At 57.6% G+C, this 21,161-nt stretch carries 26 protein-coding genes, 1 tRNA gene and 1 pseudogene; 11 read left to right on the plus strand and 17 right to left on the minus strand.

The window, feature by feature from the left end; genetic code table 11:
• Positions 1-3: 3 nt before the first annotated feature.
• A complete protein-coding gene (locus I9184_RS10700; RefSeq protein WP_209834267.1) occupies positions 4-1,764 on the plus strand; it encodes a sensor histidine kinase in 1,761 nt (586 codons plus the stop codon).
• Positions 1,742-3,238 (plus strand): phospholipase D family protein, encoded by a 1,497-nt coding sequence (locus tag I9184_RS10705; RefSeq protein ID WP_209834269.1) that lies wholly within the window; start codon positions 1,742-1,744, stop codon positions 3,236-3,238. Before I9184_RS10700 ends, I9184_RS10705 begins: the two co-directional genes overlap by 23 nt.
• On the opposite strand, the gene I9184_RS10710 is transcribed toward I9184_RS10705, so the two are convergent.
• From I9184_RS10710 to I9184_RS10725, 4 genes are read right to left on the minus strand one after another with little or no spacing between them, the layout of a single operon-like run.
• Complete coding sequence (locus I9184_RS10710) at positions 3,235-4,236, minus strand: AI-2E family transporter (protein WP_209834271.1); 1,002 nt, start codon at positions 4,234-4,236, stop codon at positions 3,235-3,237. The two genes, I9184_RS10705 and I9184_RS10710, sit on opposite strands and share 4 nt — an antisense overlap.
• Positions 4,237-4,245: 9 nt before the next feature.
• The gene (locus I9184_RS10715; protein WP_209834275.1) at positions 4,246-5,007 is read right to left on the minus strand and encodes a DUF883 family protein; all 762 of its coding nucleotides are present in this window, start codon (positions 5,005-5,007) and stop codon (positions 4,246-4,248) included.
• Complete coding sequence (locus I9184_RS10720) at positions 5,000-5,398, minus strand: phage holin family protein (RefSeq protein WP_209834277.1); 399 nt, start codon at positions 5,396-5,398, stop codon at positions 5,000-5,002. Before I9184_RS10720 ends, I9184_RS10715 begins: the two co-directional genes overlap by 8 nt.
• Positions 5,391-5,900 carry a hypothetical protein gene (locus I9184_RS10725; RefSeq protein WP_209834279.1) on the minus strand — a complete coding sequence of 170 codons (510 nt, stop codon included), beginning with the start codon at positions 5,898-5,900 and terminating at the stop codon, positions 5,391-5,393. Before I9184_RS10725 ends, I9184_RS10720 begins: the two co-directional genes overlap by 8 nt.
• Before the next feature lie 211 nt (positions 5,901-6,111).
• Here I9184_RS10725 and I9184_RS10730 point away from each other — a divergent pair, with 211 nt between their 5' ends.
• The 3 genes from I9184_RS10730 to I9184_RS10740 all read left to right on the plus strand — a co-directional run bounded on the left by I9184_RS10730 (position 6,112) and on the right by I9184_RS10740 (position 7,748).
• Positions 6,112-6,309: a CsbD family protein gene (locus I9184_RS10730; protein ID WP_171635510.1), complete on the plus strand. Its 198-nt coding sequence runs from the start codon at positions 6,112-6,114 to the stop codon at positions 6,307-6,309.
• Between the two features lie 94 nt (positions 6,310-6,403).
• The gene (locus tag I9184_RS10735) at positions 6,404-7,024 is read left to right on the plus strand and encodes a PRC-barrel domain-containing protein (RefSeq protein ID WP_209834280.1); all 621 of its coding nucleotides are present in this window, start codon (positions 6,404-6,406) and stop codon (positions 7,022-7,024) included.
• A gap of 154 nt (positions 7,025-7,178) precedes the next feature.
• Complete coding sequence (locus I9184_RS10740) at positions 7,179-7,748, plus strand: PRC-barrel domain-containing protein (protein ID WP_171635506.1); 570 nt, start codon at positions 7,179-7,181, stop codon at positions 7,746-7,748.
• A gap of 87 nt (positions 7,749-7,835) precedes the next feature.
• Here the strand turns inward: I9184_RS10740 and I9184_RS10745 are convergent, their stop codons facing one another.
• The gene (locus I9184_RS10745; protein WP_171635504.1) at positions 7,836-8,585 is read right to left on the minus strand and encodes a Crp/Fnr family transcriptional regulator; all 750 of its coding nucleotides are present in this window, start codon (positions 8,583-8,585) and stop codon (positions 7,836-7,838) included.
• A gap of 63 nt (positions 8,586-8,648) precedes the next feature.
• Here I9184_RS10745 and I9184_RS10750 point away from each other — a divergent pair, with 63 nt between their 5' ends.
• Complete coding sequence (locus tag I9184_RS10750) at positions 8,649-9,047, plus strand: hypothetical protein (protein WP_209834282.1); 399 nt, start codon at positions 8,649-8,651, stop codon at positions 9,045-9,047.
• A gap of 93 nt (positions 9,048-9,140) precedes the next feature.
• Here I9184_RS10750 and I9184_RS10755 read toward each other — a convergent pair whose 3' ends face one another.
• Entirely contained in the window at positions 9,141-9,332 is a 192-nt protein-coding gene (locus tag I9184_RS10755) for a PLDc N-terminal domain-containing protein (RefSeq protein WP_171172676.1), read from the minus strand.
• Positions 9,333-9,519: 187 nt separating this feature from the next.
• On the opposite strand from I9184_RS10755, the gene I9184_RS10760 reads away from it, so the two are divergent.
• Entirely contained in the window at positions 9,520-10,374 is an 855-nt protein-coding gene (locus tag I9184_RS10760) for a formate/nitrite transporter family protein (RefSeq protein ID WP_209834284.1), read from the plus strand.
• 166 nt (positions 10,375-10,540) lie between these two features.
• Here I9184_RS10760 and I9184_RS10765 read toward each other — a convergent pair whose 3' ends face one another.
• On the minus strand, positions 10,541-10,825 hold the full coding sequence (locus tag I9184_RS10765; protein ID WP_209834286.1) for a DUF883 family protein: 285 nt from the start codon (positions 10,823-10,825) through the stop codon (positions 10,541-10,543).
• Between the two features lie 123 nt (positions 10,826-10,948).
• On the opposite strand from I9184_RS10765, the gene I9184_RS10770 reads away from it, so the two are divergent.
• The 4 genes from I9184_RS10770 to I9184_RS10785 all read left to right on the plus strand — a co-directional run bounded on the left by I9184_RS10770 (position 10,949) and on the right by I9184_RS10785 (position 13,857).
• Positions 10,949-11,110 carry a DUF1328 domain-containing protein gene (locus tag I9184_RS10770; protein WP_093961673.1) on the plus strand — a complete coding sequence of 54 codons (162 nt, stop codon included), beginning with the start codon at positions 10,949-10,951 and terminating at the stop codon, positions 11,108-11,110.
• Between the two features lie 51 nt (positions 11,111-11,161).
• A complete protein-coding gene (locus I9184_RS10775; protein ID WP_209834288.1) occupies positions 11,162-12,787 on the plus strand; it encodes an acetolactate synthase large subunit in 1,626 nt (541 codons plus the stop codon).
• 70 nt (positions 12,788-12,857) lie between these two features.
• The gene (locus tag I9184_RS10780; RefSeq protein WP_171635495.1) at positions 12,858-13,358 is read left to right on the plus strand and encodes a DNA starvation/stationary phase protection protein; all 501 of its coding nucleotides are present in this window, start codon (positions 12,858-12,860) and stop codon (positions 13,356-13,358) included.
• Between the two features lie 124 nt (positions 13,359-13,482).
• Positions 13,483-13,857, plus strand: a complete 375-nt coding sequence (locus I9184_RS10785; protein WP_171635494.1) for a DUF202 domain-containing protein — start codon at positions 13,483-13,485, stop codon at positions 13,855-13,857.
• A gap of 44 nt (positions 13,858-13,901) precedes the next feature.
• On the opposite strand, the pseudogene I9184_RS10790 reads toward I9184_RS10785, so the two are convergent.
• The 10 genes and pseudogenes from I9184_RS10790 to I9184_RS10830 form a co-directional block, all read right to left on the minus strand.
• Positions 13,902-14,432: pseudogene (locus I9184_RS10790) on the minus strand (integrase core domain-containing protein); the annotation flags it as partial.
• A complete protein-coding gene (locus I9184_RS20915) occupies positions 14,377-14,679 on the minus strand; it encodes a hypothetical protein (RefSeq protein WP_245218086.1) in 303 nt (100 codons plus the stop codon). The pseudogene I9184_RS10790 and the gene I9184_RS20915, both read right to left, overlap by 56 nt.
• 119 nt (positions 14,680-14,798) lie before the next feature.
• A complete protein-coding gene (locus I9184_RS20920) occupies positions 14,799-15,449 on the minus strand; it encodes a hypothetical protein (RefSeq protein WP_245218087.1) in 651 nt (216 codons plus the stop codon).
• Between the two features lie 308 nt (positions 15,450-15,757).
• A tRNA-Arg gene (locus I9184_RS10800) sits at positions 15,758-15,834 on the minus strand.
• Positions 15,835-15,972: 138 nt separating this feature from the next.
• Complete coding sequence (locus tag I9184_RS10805) at positions 15,973-16,209, minus strand: hypothetical protein (protein ID WP_209834290.1); 237 nt, start codon at positions 16,207-16,209, stop codon at positions 15,973-15,975.
• A complete protein-coding gene (locus I9184_RS10810; RefSeq protein WP_209834291.1) occupies positions 16,209-17,420 on the minus strand; it encodes a hypothetical protein in 1,212 nt (403 codons plus the stop codon). Before I9184_RS10810 ends, I9184_RS10805 begins: the two co-directional genes overlap by 1 nt.
• 675 nt (positions 17,421-18,095) lie before the next feature.
• Complete coding sequence (locus tag I9184_RS10815; protein ID WP_209834293.1) at positions 18,096-19,778, minus strand: terminase TerL endonuclease subunit; 1,683 nt, start codon at positions 19,776-19,778, stop codon at positions 18,096-18,098.
• Positions 19,775-20,182 (minus strand): hypothetical protein, encoded by a 408-nt coding sequence (locus I9184_RS10820; RefSeq protein WP_209834295.1) that lies wholly within the window; start codon positions 20,180-20,182, stop codon positions 19,775-19,777. Before I9184_RS10820 ends, I9184_RS10815 begins: the two co-directional genes overlap by 4 nt.
• A gap of 84 nt (positions 20,183-20,266) precedes the next feature.
• The gene (locus I9184_RS10825) at positions 20,267-20,686 is read right to left on the minus strand and encodes a hypothetical protein (protein ID WP_209834297.1); all 420 of its coding nucleotides are present in this window, start codon (positions 20,684-20,686) and stop codon (positions 20,267-20,269) included.
• A gap of 205 nt (positions 20,687-20,891) precedes the next feature.
• On the minus strand, positions 20,892-21,152 hold the full coding sequence (locus I9184_RS10830) for a hypothetical protein (RefSeq protein WP_209834298.1): 261 nt from the start codon (positions 21,150-21,152) through the stop codon (positions 20,892-20,894).
• Between the last annotated feature and the right edge of the window lie 9 nt (positions 21,153-21,161).

The raw sequence follows: 21,161 nt of genomic DNA on the forward strand, positions 1-21,161 counted from the left end.
TCGATGGGTGCGAAACCGCGCAGCCTGACCGTCTATCTTGCCGCGCTAGTCACCCTGGCGCTTTTGCCTTTGGGGCTGATTGCGGTATTGCAGACACGCGCTGTGATTACCGAGGCCGACGAAAGATCTCGGGCCTCGGTTTTGGCGCGCACGATCGAAGCTGCCACCCGCGAACGGGAGCTTCTGCAGAAAGCTGTTGGTGCCAGTTCGGGACTTACAGCCGCGCTTGCGGAGGGAAGCCTGGACAATGCCGCTTGTTCGGACCTCATGCGCCGGTTCGTTGAACGCCAGCCCGAGTTCGTATTTGCCGGATTCATCCAGCCAAATGGGATTATGGCCTGCTCGACCGTCGAGAAGGACATCGATTTGTCGGACGCGCCCGGTTTCGGGCAGATCTCGGAAAATCCGCAGCTTACTTTTTCTGTCAGTCGTGCCGGGGCGGCGACAGGGCAATCAGTGATCATCGTAACCCAGCCGGTCATGAACAGGACTGAGCTTATGGGGTTCGTCTCCATCTCGATACCTCATGCGCTGGCGCGCACGCCCATGGATGTTGGCAACATTGGTAGTGACGTGGTCATCGCCCTGTTCGACGCGACCGGAGAAGTGCTGTCATCAAATGTGGGCTTGGATGAGGTCAAACCATTCCTACCGCCCGCGAAAGAAAACCTGTTGGTTCTGTCCAGTTCCGGCAAAACATTTTCGGCTAAAACGGCCGACGGAGAGGATCGGGTTTTTGCAGTTGCCAGCATCATTCCGGGCGAAGTCGCCGTGATTGGCAGTTGGCCACGCGAGGCGGCGCTGGCCTCTGTCGGTGCAGGCAGCACTGCCCTGACCATTGCTTTTCCGATCCTGATGTGGGTGACCGGTCTGGGAGTTGCCTTGTGGGGCCTGCATCGATTGGTGATCCGGCATCTCGACAGCTTGCGTTCGGCCGTGCGTCGTTTCGCGTTGGGCGAGCGCGACCCGATTGAAAGCCTCGCAGGCGCCCCGCAGGAGTTTCAGCAAATACAGACTGCGTTCAACCGCATGGTCTTGTTGATCCGCGAGGCTGAGGCGCAGCACGAACGCGACCTTGTCGAAAAAACGCTCTTGTTGCGCGAGGTACACCATCGCGTCAAAAACAATCTTCAACTGATCGCTTCGATCATGAACATGCATTTGCGCAAGGCCGAAACCACCGAGGCCCGGCGCTTGCTGGAACAGTTGCAGCGTCGGGTTCGCGGCCTGGCCATGGTGCACCAGAGCTTGAACCAGAACTCGCAGATGACGACGATCAACACCGAGGCACTGATCGGACATTTGGTCGCCGAACTGGCGCATCGACCGCCAATTCTGGGTCAGGTGGTCGAGGTTGACTGCCGGATCGCGCCTGTCGAACTGGGGCAGGATCAGGCAGTCACGCTGTCGATGCTGGTGGCCGAGGCACTGACGAACGCGGTCAAATACGTAGGCGTTCCGCAGAACGGACCGCCGACAATATCGGTGGAATTGACCCGACCCGAGGAGAACACCCTGCACCTGAAAATCTCCAACACGCGCGGGCAGACAGACGACGGTGCGGATATGTTCCATAGCGGCGGGATCGGTCAGCGGCTGATGCAGGCCTTCCTCCGCCAATTGGACGGTTCCGAAGACATAACCGAGACGTCATCGCATTATGTGTATGAGGTGACGTTCGAAATCTCCGAAGTAGAAGCGGATAGCGAACCACAGTCCATTGCGGATGAGAGAAGCGGTGATGCCCGTGCCGCAGCAGAATGACTTTGAGGTCCTGATCACGGCCGAGCAAGCCTGGCCCGCCTTGGAAAAAGCGGTTCTTGAGGCCCGGCACCAGATCAAGGCAAGTTTTCGGATATTCGATTTCATGACACGGCTGCGCAGCGACGAGGCGCGCCAGATTGGGGAAACCTGGTTTGACCTGATCGAGCATGTCATTCGCAAGGGTGTAACGTTTCATTTGGTCATCAGCGATTTCGATCCGATCTTCGCGACCGAGTTGCACGAGCTAAGCTGGCGCACGAAACGGCAGGCGGTTGCGCTAGCGGAAATCCTGGGTCCAGAAATCGCCTCGCGCTTGACCGTTCGCGTGTCCATGCACCCGGCGCAGGCTGGCGCATTGCCGTGGGCCGCGCTGTTGCCGGCGGTTCTTCGGAAAAAGGCGCAGCGGATTCAGAAGCTGTCCCGCGAACGACGCGAACGGCAGGCAGTACGGCTGGGGTCGGACACGTTACCCCGGCTTCACACCGTGTCGCACCATCAGAAAGTCGCCGTGATCGACAATGAGATCTGCTACCTCGGCGGATTGGACTTGAACGAAAGGCGCTTTGACACACCGGATCACGATCGTCTGGCCAAAAACACCTGGTCAGACGTTCAGTTGCTTGTCCGCGGACCCGAGGCCGCCGAGGCCGCGCGCCATATCGACCGGTTCGAACATGAAATCGCAACCGGACAACCGGACCCTCAGGCAACCCACCTGCGCCGCACCCTGTCCAGCCCGCGCCGGTTTGCGTTCTGGCGGCTGTCGCCAAAGACCATCGCGCATGAGATCGAGGATGAGCACATAGCCGCCTTTCAAGCCGCGCGGCAACTTCTGCACATCGAGACCCAGTATTTCAGATCGACTCTATTGGCCGAGGCTCTGGCTGAGGCGGGCCTTAACAAGCAGGACCTGAAACTGGTGCTTGTTCTGCCAGCTTTACCCGAGGAAGTGGCCTTTGGCGGGCATGACGGACTGGACGCGCAATTCGGGTTGGACCTTCAAGCCAAATGCCTGGAGATCATCCAGCAGGGGTTCCAAGACCGTGTATCGCTTTCGACCCCGGTCCAGCCGATTTCCGCAAGCGGGGCCGATGACCGCGCCGAGGTTCTGAGCGGGTCTCCGATAATTCACGTTCACAACAAAGTTCTGGTGGTGGATGACAATCATGCCTTGGTCGGGTCCGCCAACCTGAACGGACGGTCTTTGCGGTGGGACACAGAAGTCGCCCTTCGGGTCACCGACCGGCAGCGGGTGGCGGTTCTGCGGCAAGCCTTGGTGGACCATTGGTGGTTCTCGGGTGATCTGAGCAAACAGATCGAGCCCGATGCCATGTTCGCGTGGTGGGGGCGAGAGGTTCAGGCCAACGGTGTGCGGCGCCCCGAAGCGCGCAGCGGCTTCCTCGTCCCGCATGACGCCGACGTTGCGCGCGACATGCGGCAACCGCTGCCCGGGGTAACTGAAAACATCGTCTAGCTGGTTGTGATCGGGCTCATGACCTTGGGGTTCATCAACACGCCGAACCACAGCAAGATCGGCAGCGCGACGATGGCGCCGACCGGCCCCCAAAGCCAAAGCCCAAAGATGATGGCGATGAACACGACCAGCGGATTCACCTGCAGACGTTGGCCGACGAAGGCGGGTGTTACGAATTGTGCTTCAGAAAGATTGATTGCCAGGAAAACCAGGGGAGGCAACAGGGCCGCGGCTCCACCGAACTGGGTTAAACCGGCGATCAGAAGGCCGGTCAGGATCATCAGCGGGCCGAGATACAGCACAAAATTCAGAAGGCCGGCGGCCACCCCCCAGATTACGGCGTCATTGATGCCGATCAGCCCCAAGGCCACAGCCGTAACAGTCCCAAGGCCGATATTGACCAACGTCACGGCAGCGAAATAGCGATAGACCGCGCGGTCAGCCAGATACAGCCGCTCTTTCAGGGGACCGGCTGCGGCATAGAGCTCGGGCCGGGTCAAAACGAAAAAGAACAGCGTGCCGATGAAAATCAGGATCTTTGATCCGAAATTGGGCGCCAGCCACAAGGCATCCATCACTGACGGAAGGGCGGACTCCGTTTCCGCTGCCCCATCGGCGCCGACGGTTTCCTCGATCTCGCGTCCAAGCGTTTCGATGCCCCGAATGAACTCGGACATCGCGGCGACCCAAGAGCGCAACTCGCGTTTGATGGCGGGCAACTGTTCGACCAGCGTGGACAGCAACGGTTCAAGCAGAAGGAACGCCGCGACGATGACGGTGCTGGTCACGAACAGCAGTGCCGAGGCGGATATCACACGCGGGCAACCGACCTTCTCAAGCTTGTCGGCAAGCGGGGCGACCACGACCCCCAAAACCAAAGCGAATGTGATCGGAGCGACGATGGACCGGGCCAGGTACAAAGCGGTGATGCAGGCGATCCCGGTCAGGATCGCCAGCATTGCACGCAAGGCCGATGGAGAGCTGAAAGCAGTTGGCATGGGCGCGCTTCACTGACTGCGCAAAGCGCCAGAGGCCCGATCTGCCGCGTCATCCAGCCGTACATTGGCCGCGGCATGCAGCTTGTCCAGTTCTTCGTTCAAAACCTTTTGGGCGTGACGCATCAGCTGATCGCGCCGATGGCCCAGCAGCTCGTCCTCCTTGCGAGTGTTGGGCAGCAGAGCGCCAGCCAGAATACCTACGCCCAGCGCCAATGCGCCGGCCGCCAGCGGCTGATCATGGACGAAGGTCTGCGAGGCCTTCGCCGCCTTCCGCGCACGCTTCTCGACCGCTTGCTGCGCACCGATTGCGGCCTTACGCGCTTCGATCACACGGGCACGGGCTTGGGGTGAGAGCTTGTCCAGACCACGTTCCAAGGCGGCGGACAACACGCTGGCAGATTGGCTGTTTTCAGTCATTCCTGTCATCTCCTGTTTCATGCGGCTGTCAGCGTCGGCGACACGCCGGTCAAACCCGTCGAAGGCCTGCTGCGGAGGTACGGCCTGGGGCGGGGATTGAGTTCTTTTTGCGCCAGACCCGGGACCCGCAACCAAAAGGGCTGCTCCTGCACCGAGCAGAGCAAAGGCGGCCGGATTTTTTTGAGCCGTGGACCAGAGTTGCGCACCAATCTGCCCGCCATAGGCTTCGAGCGTCGATTTCGCCTCGTCTGCCAGGCGTGGCGGTGCCAGCGTATCCGACAGAGCATTCAGCGAGCGTGCAAGAGCGCTGCGTTCGTATGCGATCTGCGTTTCAAGAGGTGTCAGGTCAGACATGGGTCGACTCCTTCATCGCTTCGATGTCGCGCTGCAGGTTTTTCATGGTTTGCTCGGGGACCAGCGCGGTGGCGGACAGGCGGGATCGGCCAAAAAGCGCCAGGCACGCAGCAACTAGAACGAAACCCGCGCCAACGAGCAACGAGGCCATACCCACCGACAGTCCACTGGCGGCGACATACGCGACCAGGGCTGTGGCCATGAGGTTCAGCGCGATCATCAACAGGATCAGAGCAATGCCAATGCAGGCCAGCCCTAAGCCCGCTCGCGTCAGGTTTCGGGACAACTCCTCCTTGGCAAGCTTTACCTCAGCCTGAAGCAAACCCGACAGATGTTTGAGCGCGTTTGCCACAAGCCCCGGTGCAGATCGCAGATCGTTGGGGTTATGCATCGCGGCCACCATTCATCCGCGCCAGCGCGCTGGTGTGGCCCGACGTATCGACCGAGGTCCCATGCAGCAGCGACGGATCAATATCCCAAGGATCTGCCCCAAAAGATGCGGACTGGGCCGCGCCCGTATTGCGCGCGCTCAGGAAACGGGCTGCAGCAAACCCGGCCAAGGCAGCCGATCCGACGAACAACAGCGGGTTTTCGCGGGCGAAATCAGACACCTTTCGGCTCATACTGGCCAAGTCGGCAGAGCGGACTTGCCCAGCCACAGCTTCCATGTTGTCCGCAATCCTCGACAAGACCTGATGCTGCACCGATTGGTCGGGAAATGCATCGGCAGCTGCGTCGGCTGCGTGAGCGGCGCTCTCAACCTCCTGCGCTGCGCTGTTCTTCAGCGATTCGGCCCGGGCCGAGGCCTCGGCGGTCACGGTGTCCTTGACCTTGCCGGCCAGATCCTGGGCATGGGCTTTTGCTTTCTCCGAGGTCTCGGTTCGACGTGGCATGGTTCGATCTCCTGTGTTGAGGTCTCGGTCCCCCAACGCATGGAAGGCGAGATTGTTCCCAAGACCAGTTCGAACACCACTGAAGACACAGTTCGGTATCTGCCCGAACCCCCATTTTTCGGGCCAACGCAGAAATATCGCCGGTGCCCGGAACCAGTTCGAGTTTGGTGCGTTTCACTGGCAGCGACGAAGCAATCGAAAGGAATTTACGATGAACTGGGACCAAATTCTTGGACGCTGGACCGAATTCAAAGGCAAGCTGATCGAGCGTTTCGGCGATTTGACCGATGATGAGATCGAGCGAGCCCGCGGCGATCGCGAGCAACTGGAAGGCATCATCCAAAAGAAATACGGAGATTCGAAAGAAGACGTTCGGGAAATCGTGGATCGCCTGATCAAGGACATGTAGCCCAAAGGTGGATGCCCATATTGTGTGGGGTGGCGTCAAATCGGTGGCGCCCCACGCACTCCCAAGATAGAACCCAAAGGTAATCACCACCGCTATGAAACTGTCTGACCTCATCAATAAGCCCGTTGTCCCAGCTGGGACCGACCACGCGATTGGTCGCGTTTCCGATATCGCTATTAGCGCTGGGCAGACCGAGTTGGAGTACGTCTTGGTCAATTTGAGCGTGGCCGGAGGGAATGACCCGGTGGCTTTCACCGCCGATACGCTCGAACTTGGTGCAAGCGTGATAGAGTGCGCGTTTTCCCATCAGCAATTTCATCACCTTCGCCAGCGCAAAGAAGACGAAGATCCCCTTGCAGTGGACATCAAAGGCCTACCGCCCCTGGTCGTAGGGCCGTTCGGCAACGCGATTGCGCCGGTTGTGATGGGGGCGGTCCTGAATGACGCTCTCCGCCAACGCCCGCAACCCACGCCACCTGGTAGCAACTTCCGATGGTTTACGAAGTTGCGGGGCAACCCCGTGTTTGACGCTACTGGTGAGTTGGGCAAATTAAAGGAAATTGAGTTCGACCCTGACACCAAGGTTCTGCGGTTTCTCTTGATCGACGGGCGACCAGATATCCTGAGTTTTCCGTTCGCTGAGTTACGCAATATTCCCGACGACGAACACTACATGGTTCTGTCCACATCTTCCGATCCGCTGCACCCGGTCTGAAGGTCTGACCACGGCTTGTCAAACCGCGCAGTTGCGCGGTTTTTTCTTTTTAAAACAGATATTTTTGCACTTTTCTGGGAACAAGTCGCGGCGTCATTCGTTTGTTCAATAAGACCGCGGGAAATGCGGTCAGAACAGACCAAAGGAGTGAGCTATGAAACGTTTTCTGACCACAACTTCGATCGTTCTGGTGATGTCGGCATCGGCCTATGCAGAAAGCTCGAATGTCGAAGAAGTCGGCAAGAACCTGGAAGAGGCAGCCGAGGCAGCCGGTGATGCGCTGTCCAATACCGCGCAGGACATCAAGAACGCCGCCCGGAACACGGCGGAAGACGTCGACCAGGCAGCCGAAGCAACTGGTGAGTACATCAGCGAAAAAGCCGGACAGATGGCCGATGCAGTTGATCCAACCACCATCGACATCACGGGCTATGTCCCCGTTGCCCAAGGCACCATCCCGGCCAAAGATCTGACCGGCATGCGCGTCTATGACGTTTCGCAAGAGTGGATCGGTGAGATCGAAGAGGTTGTCGTCGACATGGACGGATCGGTTGATGGGGCCGTGATTGGCGTCGGCGGGTTCCTCGGCTTGGGGGAAAAGGATGTTCTGATCGATTTCTCGCGCGTGTCGCTGATGCGTGAAATCGATGGTGACACCACCTATGCCTTCGTTCATGCCGACAAGGAGATGCTGAAGGATATGCCGGCCTACGAAGGGTCGTAAACCGGCTCTTCAGTCGCAAAACTCGTGATCAAGCCGCCGGCCGATTTTTCGGTCGGCGGTTTTTCAATTCCTGTCCATCCACCACGTTTAGATCAGCGGGCGCGGAACGGCTTCGGTGATTTCGACCAAGCCAAGCTCGGCCAGACCCTCAAGGTCGTTAATCTGCAGCACATTGTTGGACCACTCGGCCAAGCCGAGATCCTTCAGTCGGCGCAGGGTCTTGTTCGTGTGAACCAGAGACAAGCCCAACGCATCCGCAAGATCCTGCTGCCGGTAGGGCAGCGGACACCGCAAGCCTTTTGCCAATCCGACGGCCTGCGACCGTGTGTAAAACCGGTGCAGGCTCCACGCGATCTTCTCGATCGCGCCGCGCTGGCCAACGGTTGTCAGGGCGTCGCCCAGAAAATGCTCTTCGACGGCGGCCAGGAATGTCAGGTCAAAGGCGCGATCAGGCTGGTTCTGATATAATTCGAACAGCCGCGAGCGATTGAACACGCACAGCCGCATCGCGGTTGTCGCTTCGACGGAGTGCCGCATCTCGCCCATGACCCCAGCCTGCAGCCCGACGAGATCGCCTGGAAGCACAAAGCCGATGACCTGCCTGCGACCATTTTCCAGCGTTTTATAACGAACGCCCATCCCGCTCAGAACCGTGAACAGATGCGCGGATTTCGCACCCTCGATGAACAGTTGCGTTCCGGGTTCGGCCTGCATCTCGCCGGTTTTGAACCTCTGCATGAATCGCAGGTCGTCTTCCGAGAACGGCAGGAAGACGTCCATCTGCCTCAGCGGACAGTCCGCACATGCGATTAGAGAATTTTTTCGTTGCTGTGTCATAGTTTATTGCGGCGCTGTGGGATTGCCCTAGGGTGGCATCGAACAGATTTCAGGATGGTATTTATGGAAGCCTCTTCCCGCAGCGTAGCAGATGTTTTGATTGTTACGGAAAACTTTATCGAAGCAGCGGACATCAGTGACGCCATCCCCGGAGTTCCAACTGATCGCATTGTCCATATCCGCGAGCTGCACGCGGGCAGGCATTTCTGGCAGGAGCCCAAATTCGCCCCGGCCTTGAGCGTTCTGAGCTATCGCAGAAGTGAGACGTCATTTGACGCCGTCGCGCGGCTGTTGGCCGAGCGCGGCAGTGCGCTGTTGCTGTTGGACCCGTCCCCCGAGGTGCAAGCGCAATTTGAATGTGCGGCACTGATACGGCCTTTTACGGCCGCAGATCTTGCCCGCAAGATCGCAGCCATGGATTTTAGTGGGAACGGCTTGAAGATCGGTTCTGATCCTGGGTGAGACGGCGAAGGGTGCATTGTGCCCCCCAGATCCTTGAACCAAAAAAAGCGCGGCCGATGCCGCGCTTTTTTGTACCGACAATCTCCGCGCTGATCAGATCGCGCTGCGCGCTGCCTTCGGGCCAAAGATCAGCCAGCAGATGAAGCCGACGACCGGAAGCAACAGAACGAAAAGGACCCACAGGATTTTTGCACCGGTCGTCGCAGACGAGCCGATGATCGAGATAATGGCCCAGATCGACAAAACCAGGACGATCAGACCGCCAATGCCATACACTTCCACCATACCGAAGTTCCTTTCGAGTTACTTGTCGTTGTTCCTACAAGAACACAACGCGATAGGTGGCCAAAAGTTCCCGACAAAGATCTGGGTGTGATCCCAGCTCTCGCACGAGGCTTGAGGATTTTTGCGCCTAATGGAACCAAAACGACCGGCAGAACGTTGGGTTTGAAGGTCGATACAAGGGGTCAAAATGTCCAATACACACAACGCGCCGCGAAAAGATCTTGTCGAGAAAGAGAGCGAGCGCGAAGCGGTCGAAGAAGCGTCCGGCCTGTCTCCGCGCCTGATATTCGAGACCATCCGCCAAAACGGCGAGGAGGAACTGGACCGCCCGACCAAAGCGTTGTTCTGGTCCGGGATTGCCGCTGGAGTGCTGATCAGCTTTTCGGTGCTGGGTGAAGCGATCTTGCGGGCACATCTGCCCGAAACCAGCGGGCGCTTCCTGGTCGAGAACCTGGGCTATTCCCTCGGCTTTGTCCTGGTCATTTTGGGGCGGATGCAGTTGTTCACAGAGAACACGATAACGACCGTCGTTCCAGCCATGATAAATCCGTCCGTCGCGTGCTTCACCAAAACCGCCAGGCTGTGGGCAATCGTTCTGGGTTCCAATGTGCTGGGGGCGTTTGCGATATCTGCCTTCCTGATCCATACGCCGGTGTTGTCGCCCCAACTCGTCGCGGTCATCAACGACCTGAGCCACCACGCCACCGGCATGGGCGCCTGGGTTGGCTTTCTGCGCGGAATACCGGCGGGGATCCTGATTGCGGCGATCGTTTGGATGCTGCCTTCGGCACAGAACAACGAGGTGCTGGTCATCGTAATCTTCACTTGGATGATTGCGGCCGGTGACTTTACCCACGTCGTTGCCGGATCGGTGGAAATGGCGGTTTTGATGCTTCAGGGGCAGTTGCCACCAGGCGCAGCCGTTTTCAGCTTTTTCCTGCCCGTTCTGGCCGGCAACATCATCGGAGGAACCGCTGTCTTCACGATGCTGGCCTACGCCCAGATCAAACCCGAAATAGAAGAAGACCCAAAGCGCGCCTGAGGTGCTTTGGGCCTTTGGGATGGCGGGTTGGTTGGCGTGGCAGTGACGAATAGCGCTGTCAGCGATTCCTGATGAAGAACCAGATCAGTAGACCGGCCAAACCCAATCCGAGCATGGCCGGCAATACGTACTCGATGCCCATATCGGTCGCGAAGTATCGCGTGTTCTAACCGCGGTCCGCCTTGCGCAACGCGAGGCCCAGCAGGACACCCACGCCCAACGCTCCGACCATAGCCAGACCCGGGTTCTCGCGCACGAATGCGGCACTTTTCTCGGATGTCTGTGTCAGCTGCTTTTGCGCCTCGTCGCGCGCCGTCTTCAACGTGTCACGCGTTGCGGTTACGCCATCTTCCAACGCTGATTTGGCCTCCTTGGCCACTTCTTCGATCCGCGCCGCCATCTCCACATGCGGAGCGTCCTGAGGGGCCTTTTTCGCCGTTTTCTGTGTCATGTCAGATCTCCTTTCATCGACCCAACGCGGGCGCTCGTCAAAGGTTCCACCAAAATGACCCGGAACCAATCTGGGGTTCCAAGCGTTAACCCGTCAGTAGCCACAGAAATGAAAGGAAATCCCATGTTGTCCTGGGCGCTGATCTTTTTCGCACTTGCTATCGTTGCTGGCATCTTCGGGTTTGGCGGCATCGCGTCGGCCTCGGCCGGTATTGCGCAGATCCTTTTCGTGATCTTTCTGGTCCTGTTCATCGGTTCGCTGATCTTGCGGCTGATCCGTGGGTGAGCCCCCGCGCATCCCCATTCCCTGAAACAGTACCCCGAGGTTCAAAGCTCTATGAAAGATGCCGTCCATACCCAAACCGCCGCCGAATTGCTGGTTGCCTGCCTGGAAGCCAACGGCGTGGCCTGTGCATTCGGTGTTCCGGGTGAGGAAACAACCGATCTGATCGCCGCAATCGACAAGTCGAGCATCGACTTCGTCCTGTGCCGGCACGAGCAATCGGCGGCGTTCATGGCATCGGTTCACGGGCGTTTGACGGGGAACCCTGCGGTATGCCTCTCGACACTTGGACCTGGGGCGACCAACCTTGTCACCGGTGTGGCTGACGCCACGCTTGACCATGTGCCGCTGATCGCCCTTACGGGACAGGGTGCGCGGTCCAGGCTGGGCCGCGAAAGCCATCAGATCATCGATCTCGAAGCACTCTTCGCGCCAGTCACCAAGTTGAGCCGAACGCTGATGGTCGCGGATGAAATTCCCCAAGTCGTTGCCGAGGCCGTGCGGTTGAGCAAGCTCGACAAGCCCGGTGCCGTCCATCTTTCCCTGCCCGAGGATCTGGCCGAGGTCCCGATTCTGGCCGAACCTTTCGTGGCGCCGCCGACAGCCGAGGTGCGGCCGGCGGCCGATGCGGTCATCCGTTCAGCGCGCCTGCTGGCCGAGGCGAAAAAGCCCTTGATTCTTGCAGGACACGGGGTGATCCGATCCGGCACGGCAAGCGACGTGCGGGCACTTTCAGAAAGCCTTTCCGCCCCGGTCGTCACGACATTCATGGCCAAAGGAGTTTTGCCGCCGGGGCACCCGCTCTCGCTGCATTCGGTCGGTCAACCGGGCAAAGAATTGGTGTCTGAAGCCTTCGACCTGTGCGATCTGATCATTGCCATCGGGTTTGACCCGGTTGAATATCCAACCTCGAACATCTCGATGGGCGGTAAGAAGCCGGTTCTCGAGATCTCGGACGTGGCCTCGGCGGTTGATGTGGACTGGCCGGTAAAGGCCGCTCTGACTGGGGATCTTCCGCACTGCATTGACGTTCTGGCGAAGGCCACCGCCGAACGCCCCGCGCAAAGCTGGTTCAAAAGTCTCCAGCAAAAGATTGACGCCTCGCTGGAAGGTGGGCCAACACCTTTCGATGCCGCCTGTGTCGCGCCGTCGAACATTTGTCAGGCGATTTCCGAAACGCTTCGCGAAGGCGACGTTCTGTTGTCCGGCGTAGGCCTGCACAAACTTTGGGTCGCCAGCAAGGTTCAAGCGCGCCGGGCAGGGCAAATCATCATTCCGAACGGCCTGGCCGGTATGGGCCTTGCGCTGCCCGGAGCGATCGAGGCTGCCCGCCTGTTGGACGAGGGTCGGGTAATCGCCGTTTGCGGTGATGGGGACTTCCTGATGAACGTTCAGGAGATGGAGACGGCGGCCCGGTTGTGCGCGCCCGTGACTGTTCTGATCTGGGAAGACAACGGCTATGGTCTGATCGACGAAAAACAACCAGGTGCGCGCGAGTTTTCCTTCCGCAACCCCGATTGGGAGTCACTGGCCCGATCCTTTGGCTGGGTCTATCACGACATCGAAAGCCACAGCAAACTTGCTCCTGCGCTGCAGGCGGCTGCCGACGTCGCCGTTCCGACTTTGCTGCGGGTGTCGGTCGACTATTCGGCTGATGGCGGAATGCCCACTGTCACCTGATTTTTTTTGTCGAAAGTGGAACAACGCCAGGCTTTGGGCGTTTCTTCCCCAGTAGAAAAAAGGAGTTGTCATGACCGACGCATTGAACGTTGTCCCGAACGAAAACCCCGTTTCCACTGGCGTGCGCGACACCGCTCCCTTGGCCAAGGGTCTGGCTGATGTTCTGGCCGACACCTACCGGCTGACCTTCAAGACACATGCGTATCACTGGAACGTGGAAGGCCCGCTGTTCTATTCGATCCACAAGCTGACCGAAGAACAGTACGAAAACATGTTCGCCGCTGCTGATGAGATCGCGGAACGCATCCGCGCGCTGGGTCATCTGGCACCCTCGCGCATGTCCGACATCCTGGATTTCTCGGTCATCAAGGACCGCGAAGGGGACCTGACCGCCGCCGACATGATCGAAGATCTGGCTGCTGATCACGAGCGGGTGGCGCACCGCCTGCACGCCCTGACCGAGCTTGCAGGCAGCCGCAAAGACGTCGTGACTGAAGATCTGGCGACCGAACGTTCGGCATTTCATGAGCAAGCAGCTTGGATGCTGCGGGCGATCTCGAAATCAAGCTGACGCGGTGACCGGGCGCGTTTGGCATTTCGAGATCCAACTGCGCGCGCTTAAGGTCTTGTGCAGGCTTGCCGAAAAATAGGCAAGCCTGCACATTCTGATCTGGTGACCAGTCCAAAGGGTGGCAATGTCTGATAAAAACACGAAAAGCCAAAACTTGGCCGAAGAGCGGACCGACTGGGCCGAAGACCGCACCATTTTGGCCAATGAGCGCACGTTTGCGGGTTGGATGAGAACCGGGATGGCATGCGTGGCCATCGCCCTTGGCCTCAAGGCCGTATTTTCCGCCGTCGAGCCCGAGTGGTTGGCGAAAGCCGCAGCCACTCTTTTTGGGTTGATCTCGCTGCTGATCTATTGGGGAGCGTGGATGAACGCCCGCCGCGTGTATTCCCGATTGGAAGCGCACAGCGCCCAACCGGCATCTCGCTTCCACTTGCAATTGGTTGTTGGAAGCCTGTCCCTCGGATCAATCGCATGTTGCCTTGTGTTGTGGCTTGTCTAAGTAAGGCACCTGGCGTGCCCCCGTCGGGTGGTCCGGTCTGATTGTTAGTGCATCGTCGGCCTCTGGTCCACCGGCACGATGCATTCTGACGCGGGCGGACGGTAGCCCAGTGCACTGTGTGGCCTGACGGTATTGTAGTGGACACGCAATTGCTCGATCAGGAATCTGGTTTCCTTTAGGCTATAGAATAGCTCGCCGTTGAGCAGTTCATCGCGGAACCGTGCGATGAAGCTTTCGCAGTAGCCGTTTTCCCAAGGCGACCCCGGCTCGATGTAGGCCGTTTTGGCGCCGACGGCCGCGATCCAGTCCTGCACCTTCTGCGCAATGAACTCGGGGCCGTTGTCGGACCTGATGTATTCCGGCGGTCCCCGCAGAATGAAAAGGTCCGTCAGCGCATCCAGCACGTCGGTCGAGTTGAGCTTGCGATCAACGCGGATCATCAGCGCCTCACTGGTGTATTCGTCGATGATGTTCAGGGTACGGTAGGCCCGCCCATCGGCGGTTCGATCTTGGACGTAATCATAGGACCAGACGTGGTTGGGCCGCTCTGGCCGAAGCCGAACGCACGACCCGTCTGCTGCCCGGCAGGGCATTGCGCAGCAATGTCCCGAGAGGGTTCAGCCAGAGTCCCCGCCGCGCGGCTTCGTTTATGGCGAAGTCCCTTAACTGCCCCGTGGTCAGGTCCGGCAGGTCCAGCACAACGCAGCGGCTCTGAAACGGTTCTGGCAGGCCCTGCCGGCTGTTCGCCGTCATCACCCAGTTGACCCAGGACATGTCCATCTTGACCTGGAAGAACGGGCATTCCCAGGTCGCCGCCGTCATCCGCTCCAGCAGCGGCAGCAGGGCGTCAGTCAGCGTGTGCCGCGTGCCTTTGTTGGAGTGGACCTCGTCGGCCTTTTCGATCTCGTCGATGATGACCAGCGGCCCGCCATGCCGGTTGTTCAGGACCGTGTTGACCAGTTTGCCCGCATGGGCGCTACCCCAGCCGCGCTGGGATCCGGTGAGCGCGAAGGACGCCGGCTTGCCCGTTGCATCAATATTGGTCGCAGGGACCTCCAGATGGTGGGCCAGTCGCCGGGGCCCAGAAGCTCTTGCCGATACCAGGCGGGCCGTTCAGGATCAGCGGGGGCGAAGCGGACACCCGGCAGGCCCTCGCGTGTCGAGGCCCGCAACCCGTGCCAGACGGCTTCGGTGGCGGGCGCCATCCAGGGCATCTCAGCATGCAAGGCGGTCGCGATCTCGTCCGCCTCTTGTTCGGTGGTGATGCGGGTGACCGGCAGCCCGCCACGAATGGGCGTCAGCTTCGCGCGGTTCTCCTCGCTGAGGTGAGACAGACCAGACAGGGCGCCCAGCCGTTGCACGTAGCAGTGCGCGCGACGCCGGATCTTCCGCCGCTCGGCCTCATTCAGATAGTCGAAGAACTGGTCCATCTTGTCGCGGGCGCCTTCATCGTCACCGGTCTGCGCCGCCTGGCGTTGCCTGCGGAGGCCGCGCAGGAATGTTTTCAGGCGCCGTTCGACCTCGTGCAGCGTCGGCAGGTCGTCTTCGAAACGCAGCGCATGAAATGGATTCGTGGTGGTGGCACGGGGCATCGCAGAATCCTTTCGAGGCGCGACGGGGCTTGCCGCGCCGTTGTCCACACCGCCGGGGCGGGCGGGACTGATGGGTGTGAAAGGTTCCGGAACCTGTGAAACGATTAGGGAACAACTAACATGCTGCGTGTCAACGCATCCTGGTTGGGTTGCGCCATCGAACCCGGCCGGAATGAACGAACCGATCCACGACACACAAGTTGTTGAAAGAACTGCGCTAAAAGGAAGGTAGATTCGAGGGCAATTCAAAAAAACCGTTTTTTGTCGTAAAAACGGACTTTGGATGTCAAACGTCAATCTGGGAAAACTGGCGACCCCGGCAGGATTCGAACCTGCAACCTGCCCCTTAGGAGGGGGCTGCTCTATCCAGTTGAGCCACGGGGCCATCATTTAAAAACAATGGGTTACGAATATTCCGGCTGCTTTCGATTAAAATTCGCTTAGGAAACGATCGTTGGAGCACTCCATAGCCGAATATTCTTGCTGTTCCAAGCGCGCAGTGGTTCTCGCTAAAAAGAAGCTGTCAGTTTGCAAATTCTTTTGTCGTCGCCATCTTCTGTTTCGCTTCTTCCCCATGCCAAGCCCATTGGACTCCGTCACGCTGAGCTCTCAGTATGGGAAATACTTCTAAGAATTCGAAGCCGCTCGGTGCCGCGAGAAATCGAACATTGTCAGCACCAACTTTGGCGGCAAAAGACTCCATTTCTGACTCGGAAAGATCCGGTGCATCCTTGCGAACTACCACCTGCCATTTTGTCATTATGTTTTCCCTCTTTTGATCAACTGTTCGAGTGTTTCATGAATCTTTGCCATGTCTTCTACCATAGAGCTTCCCATGCTTCCCGGCTTGGCGAACTCATTTTCCACCTTGCCATCCGGATCCCATGTCTTTTCCTGCCAAATATGTATAGGGATAGCCTGCGGTGCCGCAGTCTGTATCTCGTTCTTCACGCCTCTAGTGATTTCGTTACGATTTCGTGGCTTCGGACATATCACCGCCAAATCGTCAGACTGTAAAGCAAGTCTACGGTCGCGCCATCCTACATCAGTTTCGATGATGCCTCGTGCGGATATGATTTCACCCAATGAGAATTCATGTACCCGAGGTTCATCGGACCTCAACAGAGTTGCTCCCCCCCATAACTCTTCTAGTGACCAACGCTTCTCAGCCTCGTCGAATTTCCATTTTTTAGGGGACTCGTCTGCGCTTTCTGCGTGATCACTGGCAGTTATTGGTGGAACAAATGGAAGTTCGTCGATTGCAAGTGGACTGATAAAACACCTTCCATGGTCCTGTCGCATTTCATTTAGCGACATGCAATGAGCCGAATTAATCAGATCAACAAAGGTTCTATCGCCCTTTTTAAGTTCTTTTCTTGGTTCAGAAATCGGAAAGGAAAGATATGTGACCTCCGCCTCAAAGACGATCAAATTGATCAGGCATTCAATTGGATGGTTAACAGAAATAAAAATATGGCGAACTGGCATCTTCTTGGTGGCCATTTTTCCTTTTGCTAGATCGCCAAAGAGTGCCTCGATTCTCCGAGCCATTAGCAGCTGCTCAAGCGTCGGGCTAAGTTTTTGTCCACTAGTACGAGACCGCGTGCTGTAAACATCATCCAACAAGGTAATGATAAGGTCTGGCTTGAAGTTTTCGCAGACTTCTGAAATGTCAACGACGCTTCTAGCGCCATGTTTCGCAGTCACATAGGCACTATGCATGCAAAGAATAGTGTTTTCCGAGAATCCTTCTCTCTTGAAATCATCCCAAGCATTTGACCAAGTATTTGCGGCAAGAGAAATGTCATCGTTCAAATGCTCAAAGAATGGCCGGATCGGCTCAACGAAATCTTTGTCGAAGTCGACAATTCTAAACACATGAGAGTAACGCGCCGCTCCAGCTGCAAAGGCTTCCATGGCTGCGCGCTTATCTACACCCGCCGAACCCAATACTAAAACGCGCTTATGCACCTGCGAGCAATCCTTCCGCTCCAAAAAAATACTGTTCGGTCAATCCTAATCCTGAGGCTATCACCTTCTGAGTTCCCTGTGAATCCCCCTACTGCCAAGTGCACAACGACCGGGCTGAGCAGCCTTTAGACAGACATCTTCACATAAAGTCGTAGTGTTTCATACACACCCAAGTAAATGAGCGGCGCCACTCGGCACAATGGATGGAAATAACTAATGTGATGATTGGCGCGGCCTCGATAACCTATTTTCATATTTCAAACAGAAGCTTGCCCCAATGCGCCTGCATCCACTCTAATAACCTTCCATTCTGTTCGAGGACCGTTTTGGAGGAGTGGCATGGCCCGCACATTGTAAGGAATGGCCCCTCATAGAACCGACGCTGCCATGTGGGGGCTGGTGACACGCCCAAACAGAACGCGGCCTCGGCGGCGATGGCGTCGTTATGGCCCAACAAATGGTCTACGTGGGTCACTCGGTTCACGCCGCAGATCAAACAGGTCTTAGAACTCTGGCGGATCACCCGGCTTCTTAACTGCGACCATTCCTTGGTTTGGTACATCGGATCGCGGACCGCCCGGTTCGTGTCGGTTATCACCAATGGTGGTCGGGTTGAAATACGCGCTCCCATCGGGTCAAGTCGCGATCGCATATTTCGCAACCGGCCCTTTGGCATCAGCCTATCATCGCCCCGATATCTGTGTGCTCCGGGCGACGCATCACCAACGCACCAGCGGCGTCAATCAGGGCAGCAACTGGGTCTATCTTGCCAGCAGCCTCCTCCCTCTCAAGTTTCACGCTGGCACCAGCCGGAAGCACCACGGCATTCCCCATGGCCCAAGCAAGAGCGGGGCCATTGTCCGCAATCAGCTTGCCTTCTAACACCTGTCGCTCAAGCCGGGTGATCGGGTCGTTCAACGACTGTACCGACTGCCTCACACCCATCACCTCGGGACGGTCGCCATCAATGCTGAAACCCGCTCTCTCGGCAGCGTCTACAAGCGCGGACGAACCGTAAGGATCAACGCCAACGCCATGTAAGTTGCCCGCACTCTTCACGTGTTCCATCAGTTGTAAAATTTGCCGAATGTCCTCACCCGGTTCCACCAACTTCAAGTCGCCATGGGCAAGGAACTTGTCAAAGTTGGTCCGTTCCCGTTTGTACATGTCATAAGCAGACTGGAAGAACCAAGACTGCTGCCAGCACTGCCACTGTCCGTCGGGCATCACGCCGATCACTCCGAGGGACGACCAGTCGCTTGCGCCACCAAGGTCAATGCCAACCGCAACATGTTCAGCTGATGCCAGGATGGTCGGTAGAGGTAGAGGACGACTGGCGATCTTGCTCCATTGCTGGGCCACAGCCCAACCGCGCGCACGAAGATGGGCAGTCGGTTGTACATTGAAGAACTGGCTTCGGGCGATCTGTACGGCAGCGGGTCCGGCTTCTACAGCCTCACGCACAGCACCCCGATAGAACTGTAGATCGGCGATGTGCGGGAAGCTCGGCAATAGCATCGGCCAAACGCTCTCATCTTTCATGGGGTCGGGACAACCCGGCCATGGCTCATAGAAACAAGGCAAGAAGCTATCATCTACGATCTTTCCGTCCCGCACGTTGCGACCGTATTCCAGAAGGTTCAGGAACATGCCCCGAGGAATGGTGTCGGAAACGGTAGAGATGTAGAGCAGCTTGGCGGTCGGGTCAGCGGCCAACGCTCCCCTGATCTGCGCCCGTAGACGGTCGGACGATGCCTGTTCCCCGGCGATCCAGAGTTCATCGAGCAGCACCGATCCGCGTAGACCCGCGATGGAACTGGCGTCCAGCGCCTTCACCGACAACTTGCTTCCATTCCTGTAGTCCTCAACTTCTTTGGCCGCATCGCGGATGTGAAACACCTGCTTCAGCGTTTCATCGGCACGAATTGCGCCAGCAATGATTTCGAAGGTTAGGCGCGACACCTGAATGGTCGGCGACAGAATGGTAAACGATGCCTGGGGCCTCTTGTTTAAGATCATGGCCGCGAGAAACAGCAACGCACCACCAGCAGACTTCGCGTTCTTCTTACCAACGCACACGAATGCCTCGCGGATGGTATCACCACCCCAAACCGCCATCCCGACCTGCCTCAGCCATGGGGAGGAAGCCAGATCACCGAAGGCTGGCTGGCCAGGCAGATCGGGAACCCTCAGCATGTCTACGATCTTGCCGAACTTCAGCGCACGAGCGGATCGGATGGGCAAACGGTTCAGAGAGATCGGTATCAAGCCACGCTGTAGGCGGGAGGCCCAGTCTACACATGCCGTGGGTGGCAATGTCTTCGGATCGGGGACCAACTCGCCTTCGGGATGGGTCATAACATGTCTCGCCAGCTTTCGGACTTCGCCCCCGCGATCTTGCCACCTTCTTGCTTGGCGGTTCGCCCAGCGCGGACCTGAGGATGGGCCTTCAACTGTGTAAGGCCAGATCGGGCAGAACTGGCGGCAGCATTCGCCAGCTTAGACTGCTTTCCGAACTCGTCCATGTCTTGGGCCTGTAGAGCCTCAAGCGACAGTTGTTCGTGTATTGCCGCCCGACGCTGGGCGCGAACCACCGTGGCGATCATGTTCGCATCGGCAGGCCATAGGCCGGACTGTACAGAGACAATGTCTGCGAGTTGCTGGAAAGCCTCAGCCCATTGTCCGGTCAGATCAGATGGGCAAACCGAGACTTCGTCGGCAGGACTTTCAACTTCGGCAATTTTCACGACGTTTCGGGGCATGGCCGTTAGTATAACGCCATCTAAGCATCCGGAAAGTCTACAAAATTTAAGGCGCACTCACTGCGTCAGGCCATCCGTTCTTTTTCAATCCAACTCATCCTGAGGGCGGGACGGCGATCGCAGTTTTTCCTCTAGTGCTTTCCAATTTGCTATGTAGTCCGCCCAAGCAACTGCGATCCCGTATCCAAGCGTAGCCACAACCATGGCATAGATCGCGACGTGTAAGTCCAAGACCCAGTTTATTATTCGGTTGACTCCAACCCAGTCGGTGAGAGTTAGGTAGCTTGGCCGACACCAACTTTCTCCGCATTCGTACAGGGCATACAGCCAGAAACCATCGCGGGGTTGTACATGCCCTTCTCGTAACCATTCCAAGGCCTGCCCCATAACCGGAAGCGCGACACTCATGGGCACAATGCAAATCACGACAACGAAAATCCAGAAGAGAACCTGAGAAAGCAAGATAAGAAGGTCTTCAAACAAGTTAGAAATTTTCTTCATCATACCGCGAACGCGCCGAACATAACCAAACAATTGAATTTTCTACATAACCTGTAGAACACTGATCACACAGAAGGCCAGAGTAAAGTCTTTTTTACGTTTAGCTGGGGGCGTGCTTTAGGCGACGTTGCCTGTTTGTTTGTACAGGCCCCGCCCTATCAACGTCCCGCCTTTCGTCCAGCTCGGCCGACACGAAAGTCGAAGATGCTTAGTTGTTCACAATGACCGTTTGGTTAACGTTGGCACCTGAGTTGACGCATCTTTCGCCACGCCGCTCCAATTCCCTGTAAATGTTGATCTGTTCTTGCGGGGTGGAAATATACTCGGGTCCGAGTAAGCGACACAAATAGTCGGAAGGATAGCCCTTTACTGCTTCAGGGCTCGCGGAAACGCAAGCTGCAAGCCCCAGAATAAGCATCCACGAAATATGTTTCATTAAAACCAAGCCTTTGTTTACCATAATGTTCATAGCGCGATC

The sequence above is a fragment of the Ruegeria sp. HKCCE3926 genome (assembly GCF_017872515.1).
Classification (GTDB): domain Bacteria; phylum Pseudomonadota; class Alphaproteobacteria; order Rhodobacterales; family Rhodobacteraceae; genus Ruegeria.

Bases quoted from the DNA above. Each gene is read 5' to 3' on its own strand.
- I9184_RS10700 (WP_209834267.1), top strand. From the start codon at position 4: ATGGGTGCGAAACCGCGCAGCCTGACCGTCTATCTTGCCGCGCTAGTC.
- I9184_RS10705 (WP_209834269.1), top strand. From the start codon at position 1,742: ATGCCCGTGCCGCAGCAGAATGACTTTGAGGTCCTGATCACGGCCGAG.
- I9184_RS10710 (WP_209834271.1), bottom strand. From the start codon at position 4,236: ATGCCAACTGCTTTCAGCTCTCCATCGGCCTTGCGTGCAATGCTGGCG.
- I9184_RS10715 (WP_209834275.1), bottom strand. From the start codon at position 5,007: ATGTCTGACCTGACACCTCTTGAAACGCAGATCGCATACGAACGCAGC.
- I9184_RS10720 (WP_209834277.1), bottom strand. From the start codon at position 5,398: ATGCATAACCCCAACGATCTGCGATCTGCACCGGGGCTTGTGGCAAAC.
- I9184_RS10725 (WP_209834279.1), bottom strand. From the start codon at position 5,900: ATGCCACGTCGAACCGAGACCTCGGAGAAAGCAAAAGCCCATGCCCAG.
- I9184_RS10730 (WP_171635510.1), top strand. From the start codon at position 6,112: ATGAACTGGGACCAAATTCTTGGACGCTGGACCGAATTCAAAGGCAAG.
- I9184_RS10735 (WP_209834280.1), top strand. From the start codon at position 6,404: ATGAAACTGTCTGACCTCATCAATAAGCCCGTTGTCCCAGCTGGGACC.
- I9184_RS10740 (WP_171635506.1), top strand. From the start codon at position 7,179: ATGAAACGTTTTCTGACCACAACTTCGATCGTTCTGGTGATGTCGGCA.
- I9184_RS10745 (WP_171635504.1), bottom strand. From the start codon at position 8,585: ATGACACAGCAACGAAAAAATTCTCTAATCGCATGTGCGGACTGTCCG.
- I9184_RS10750 (WP_209834282.1), top strand. From the start codon at position 8,649: ATGGAAGCCTCTTCCCGCAGCGTAGCAGATGTTTTGATTGTTACGGAA.
- I9184_RS10755 (WP_171172676.1), bottom strand. From the start codon at position 9,332: ATGGTGGAAGTGTATGGCATTGGCGGTCTGATCGTCCTGGTTTTGTCG.
- I9184_RS10760 (WP_209834284.1), top strand. From the start codon at position 9,520: ATGTCCAATACACACAACGCGCCGCGAAAAGATCTTGTCGAGAAAGAG.
- I9184_RS10765 (WP_209834286.1), bottom strand. From the start codon at position 10,825: ATGACACAGAAAACGGCGAAAAAGGCCCCTCAGGACGCTCCGCATGTG.
- I9184_RS10770 (WP_093961673.1), top strand. From the start codon at position 10,949: ATGTTGTCCTGGGCGCTGATCTTTTTCGCACTTGCTATCGTTGCTGGC.
- I9184_RS10775 (WP_209834288.1), top strand. From the start codon at position 11,162: ATGAAAGATGCCGTCCATACCCAAACCGCCGCCGAATTGCTGGTTGCC.
- I9184_RS10780 (WP_171635495.1), top strand. From the start codon at position 12,858: ATGACCGACGCATTGAACGTTGTCCCGAACGAAAACCCCGTTTCCACT.
- I9184_RS10785 (WP_171635494.1), top strand. From the start codon at position 13,483: ATGTCTGATAAAAACACGAAAAGCCAAAACTTGGCCGAAGAGCGGACC.
- I9184_RS20915 (WP_245218086.1), bottom strand. From the start codon at position 14,679: ATGACGGCGGCGACCTGGGAATGCCCGTTCTTCCAGGTCAAGATGGAC.
- I9184_RS20920 (WP_245218087.1), bottom strand. From the start codon at position 15,449: ATGCCCCGTGCCACCACCACGAATCCATTTCATGCGCTGCGTTTCGAA.
- I9184_RS10805 (WP_209834290.1), bottom strand. From the start codon at position 16,209: ATGACAAAATGGCAGGTGGTAGTTCGCAAGGATGCACCGGATCTTTCC.
- I9184_RS10815 (WP_209834293.1), bottom strand. From the start codon at position 19,778: ATGACCCATCCCGAAGGCGAGTTGGTCCCCGATCCGAAGACATTGCCA.
- I9184_RS10820 (WP_209834295.1), bottom strand. From the start codon at position 20,182: ATGCCCCGAAACGTCGTGAAAATTGCCGAAGTTGAAAGTCCTGCCGAC.
- I9184_RS10825 (WP_209834297.1), bottom strand. From the start codon at position 20,686: ATGATGAAGAAAATTTCTAACTTGTTTGAAGACCTTCTTATCTTGCTT.
- I9184_RS10830 (WP_209834298.1), bottom strand. From the start codon at position 21,152: ATGAACATTATGGTAAACAAAGGCTTGGTTTTAATGAAACATATTTCG.